We start from the raw sequence: 3994 nt of genomic DNA, 5'->3' as shown, positions 1-3994 counted from the left end.
GTCAACTACCAGGTGACGTTTCCGATGTTCGAGAAGGTCACCGTCAACGGCCCTGACGCTCACCCGCTCTACCAGTGGCTGAAGTCCCAGCAGAAAGGTCTCTTGGGCGGCCGCATCAAGTGGAACTTCACCAAGTTCCTGATCAGCCGCGATGGCCAGGTGATCGGCCGCTTCGCTCCCCAGACCCGCCCGGATCAACAGGCAGCAGATATCGAAGCCGCCCTCTGAGGCAGCCCCACGTGAAAGGTTCCCCTGCGTCCGCGCGCTCTCTGCGCACGCCTACAGGACGCTCCCGGTCCCTAGACTGAGGCCATGGGTTGGACGGAGCGCGCAGCAGCAGTGGGTGCCGCCGCGGGCCTGCGGAGCCGCCGGTGAGGGCGCGCCTGCCGCTGGTTCGCTGGTACGCCTCCTTCGCCAGCTTCGGCGTGCCCCAGGCGGCCGCCCCCATTGCCTTCGCGCTGGTCGCCCTGCCGGTCACCGGCGATGCCAACAGCGGGGCGGCCATGATCCTGGCGATGACCCTGGCCCAACTCCTGGGCGCGGTCCCGCTGGCCAGGCTGGGGCGCAGCCGACCCCTGGGATTTCTGAAGCTGCTGATCCTCATCCGGGCGCTGGCCTTGGGCAGCATCGCGGTGCTGGCCGCATACCAGGCGCCCTTCGCCGCCCTGGTGGCCGCCGCAGCAGTAGCGGGTTTGGTCAACGGCGCCGCCTTCGGGTTCCTCCGCTCGGTGCTGAACCATCTGGTGGCTGCAGGGAAACTTCCCCGGGCCCTGGGTCTCGCCGCCACGTTGAATGAGGTCATCTTCGTGAGCTCGCCGCTGGTGGCCTCAGCTCTCGGGTCGGTTTCTCCGGTACTGGCCGTGGGCGCGCTGACGCTCATTGGAGCCGCCCCACTGCTGCTGGTTCCTGCCGTCTCTTCCCCAGTGCCCGCCATCGGGGCCGGCTCGGAAGGCAGGGTCCTGAACCGGACCATGCTGATGTGGCTGCTGTGCACGGTGGCGATGAATGCCGCCGTCGGCGCAGTGGAGATCGGGGCGGTGGCACTGGCGGTGAACTTCGGCTTCGCCCCGGAGATGGGGTTCCTCTTCCCCGTGGCGCTCTGCGCGGCCGCCTTCACCGGCGGGGTATGGGTCACTGTCCGCAACCGCCGTCCGCCCCTGCGGGCCGTTGTGGGCTATCTCTGCCTGGCGAGCCTGGGAGCTGGACTCAGCGCGTGGAACCATTCTGTGACGCTGACTCTGGTCGGTGCCGCGCTGGTGGGCTTCTTCCTTCCGCTGCTGGCCACCCATGTGCAGCTGGCCCTGGACGATCTGGCACCTCCTGACCGCCGCGCCGAGGTCTTCGCCATGCTGCGCAACGCCCAGGCGGTCGGCCTGATCACCATCAGCCTGGCGCTGAGCGTCTGGTCGCTGCACATCGCGCTGGTCCTCGCGGCCGCTCTGCTGCTTGCTGCGACGCTCAGCGTGGTCGGCTCCGGGCTCCGGCAGTCCACCTCCTAATCCGGTCGCAGACCTTGTTATAGGCTCAGGCTCATAGCCGACCAGCACGACCGAATCCCGCTGTCCACCTTCCCCACGCCTGCCGAACCGGCGCCACGCTTGGCCAAGGCGATCGGCCTGGGCGCGGAGGATCTGTGGCTGAAGCGCGATGACCTCACCGGACTCGGCGGCGGGGGCAACAAGCTCCGCAAGCTGGAGTACTTCGCCGCAGCAGCGAAGCGCGAGGGCGCCGATGTCCTGGTCACCACCGGCGGCCCCCAGAGCAACCACGCTCGGCTGACCGCCGCGGTGGCCGTACGGCTGGGCATGCGGGCTGTGCTAGTCCTCGGCGGAGATCCGCCGACGACGACGCAGGGCAACCTTCTGCTCGACACCCTTGTGGGGGCTGAGGTGCAGTGGGCCGGCGAGCGCAGCCCCGCTGAGCTGGCGGAGTACGCCGGCGTCGTCGTCGAGCAGCTGCGTGACGAAGGTGCCCGCCCGTTCCTGGTGCCCTTCGGAGGGTCCAGCAGCCTGGGGGCCCGCGGGTACCTCGCCTGTGCGCAGGAGATCCTCCAGCAGGTTCCCGATGCCGCGCATGTGGTCACGGCACTGGGATCCGGCGGCACCATGGCGGGACTGCTGGCAGTGCTGGGAGAAGAGCGTGTGCTCGGGGCCAATGTCGGCGCCAGGCCGGACGCGGCAGAGGCCGCGGCGTCCTACGCCTCGCCGCTGGCCGGCAGAACAGTGGACCCCGCATCGCTGCGGGTGCGCGATCAGGCCGGAGAGGGATATAAGCACTTCACGCCCGAAGCCCGTGCTGCTGTGCAGCTGGCAGCCCGCACAGAGGCAGTCTTCCTTGATCCCACCTACACCGGCCGTGCGATGGCCGGGCTCCTCGCCGCCGTCAAGGACGAGGAAATCTCACCAGGACAGCCAGTGGTCTTCCTGCACACCGGCGGCCTGCCCGGGCTGTTCGGCCACCCCGAAGTCTGATCCCAGGCCTGCTCTCGGGTGGACTTTCGCCACGGGTGCCTCCGGCAGCGAGCGCAGAATCCGCCCTCGCAGAGTCGTTCCTGGATGCTGGGTTCAACCTCTGAGGATCTCAGACTCAGCGCAGCGTCACTCCGAGCAATTCGGCCGCGGCGATGAGCTCGGGTGTTGCCCTATTGAGCTGTTCAGGTTGAATGTCCGAGACGCGTGGAGTGACTTCCGGGTCTCCCGGAGGTTCGTAAATCGCCCAGAGAGTGAGATTGTCGCCGTGACGGGAACGGAACTCAATGCCGTCACAGAAATTCTCACCGCTGGGAGTCCTGGCCTCCCAGAAATACTGCGATACCTCCTGGGTAAGCATTCGTGGTTCAGCGGCTTTCAGCGCCGCGGCGTCGAAATCAGACAACCCGTAGGTCAATGCGCGAGGCTTGAAGCGAGTGAACAATGCCGCGATCGTCTCGGCATGGGTTGACATCACAGAACACGCCACTGAGGGCGGCCGCAGAGGCCTGGCGCGGAGCCAACCATGCTTCAACATCCAGTGTCCCAAATCCTGCACTCCCGGCGACGTGCTCATCGTTATCGACGATGTCACCAAGCGCGGCATCCAGAACCGGGTCTGGACGAAACGGAGCGAGGATTTCCACCAAACACGCGAACAAAGAGTTGCCCGTATAGAGAGTCCTGTACAGGCCGGCGTCGAGGGCGTCCCAACGGCCCGAGAAGCGCCCAGAAGGCCCCGCCCACCGCCAATCGGCCCATGACCACGGGTCAGGCTGATAGCCGACGCGCCAAACTCGCTGGCCCTGCAGAGTGCGAAGCTTCATCCAATACGCGCAAACGCACGGGCGGCGGCGAGCACCTCGGGACCGACCGCATGCGAGTCCCCCTCACGGATGACCCGAGCCGGGGAACGATCTTCCAATTGGGGGTTCATACCTTGAAACCAGGCCTGGACCACACTGGGGGCGTTACCAGCCTCGGCAATCATTCCGGCAGCCTGAAAAGCCAGGCGGATCCGCTCCACTGCATCAGAAGAGGGATGTCGAATTCCCTCAGCCCATTGCCGTACTGCGCGGGTTTCCCGCACCCCTCCGAGGTATGCCACAAGCTTTGTCCCAAGGCGCTCAGTCAGCTGGGCGATCAGGTCAGCTTCACTGAGCCTGACAGAGTCCAGGTAGTACGGCATGCTCGGCGATGCGGTGGTCGTCATGCACCCAGAATCCGGCATCACACCCTCAATCACAAGAGAACGTCACTTTGAATCCCCCGGCTGGTCCACATGCCACTCACACAACGGAGGCTCTCTGGGAGCCATGTAAGCGCTCGGCAGACCGTCCTCAGGTGGGCGCCACCGCGGAAGCACTGAAAGAATTGCCACCCCACCCTCGGGAGCTACAAGGCTTGCTGTACTTCTTCCTGGAGGTCAGCAAACTGAGGTCGCTCCGCATAATGAGCGGATATGCCTGCATCCCCGGCGACCTCCCTTAAACAGTTCTGGGCGTTTGACCAGTGCTCAAGCGGGC

4 protein-coding genes and 1 pseudogene are annotated in these 3994 nt (G+C 66.0%); 3 read left to right on the top strand and 2 right to left on the bottom strand.

All coding sequences use genetic code 11. From position 1 onward, the window contains the following. From Q1K09_RS12895 to Q1K09_RS12885, 3 genes and pseudogenes are all read left to right on the top strand, one after another. Positions 1 to 228 (top strand): annotated as a pseudogene (locus Q1K09_RS12895) (glutathione peroxidase); the annotation flags it as partial. Between the two features lie 143 nt (positions 229 to 371). Then, positions 372 to 1499: an MFS transporter gene (locus tag Q1K09_RS12890; RefSeq protein ID WP_300345883.1), complete on the top strand. Its 1128-nt coding sequence runs from the start codon at positions 372 to 374 to the stop codon at positions 1497 to 1499. Between the two features lie 33 nt (positions 1500 to 1532). After that, positions 1533 to 2471, top strand: coding sequence for a D-cysteine desulfhydrase family protein (locus Q1K09_RS12885; protein WP_366909470.1), 939 nt, complete (start codon positions 1533 to 1535; stop codon positions 2469 to 2471). Positions 2472 to 2586: 115 nt separating this feature from the next. On the opposite strand, the gene Q1K09_RS12880 is transcribed toward Q1K09_RS12885, so the two are convergent. Both Q1K09_RS12880 and Q1K09_RS12875 read right to left on the bottom strand, forming a co-directional pair. Continuing rightward, positions 2587 to 2943 carry a hypothetical protein gene (locus tag Q1K09_RS12880; RefSeq protein ID WP_300345882.1) on the bottom strand — a complete coding sequence of 119 codons (357 nt, stop codon included), beginning with the start codon at positions 2941 to 2943 and terminating at the stop codon, positions 2587 to 2589. 348 nt (positions 2944 to 3291) lie between these two features. Beyond that, on the bottom strand, positions 3292 to 3681 hold the full coding sequence (locus Q1K09_RS12875; protein WP_300345880.1) for a hypothetical protein: 390 nt from the start codon (positions 3679 to 3681) through the stop codon (positions 3292 to 3294). Positions 3682 to 3994: the final 313 nt, after the last annotated feature.

It is taken from the genome of Nesterenkonia sp. (assembly GCF_029265375.1).
Taxonomy (GTDB): domain Bacteria; phylum Actinomycetota; class Actinomycetes; order Actinomycetales; family Micrococcaceae; genus Nesterenkonia.
The sequence above is the reverse complement of the archived record's forward strand: the minus strand, read 5'-3'. Positions and strand labels throughout refer to the sequence as shown.

What these genes read in the sequence shown, in the direction of transcription:
- Q1K09_RS12875 (WP_300345880.1), bottom strand. Translation starts at nt 3,681, where the DNA reads ATGACGACCACCGCATCGCCGAGCATGCCGTACTACCTGGACTCTGTC.
- Q1K09_RS12880 (WP_300345882.1), bottom strand. Translation starts at nt 2,943, where the DNA reads ATGTCAACCCATGCCGAGACGATCGCGGCATTGTTCACTCGCTTCAAG.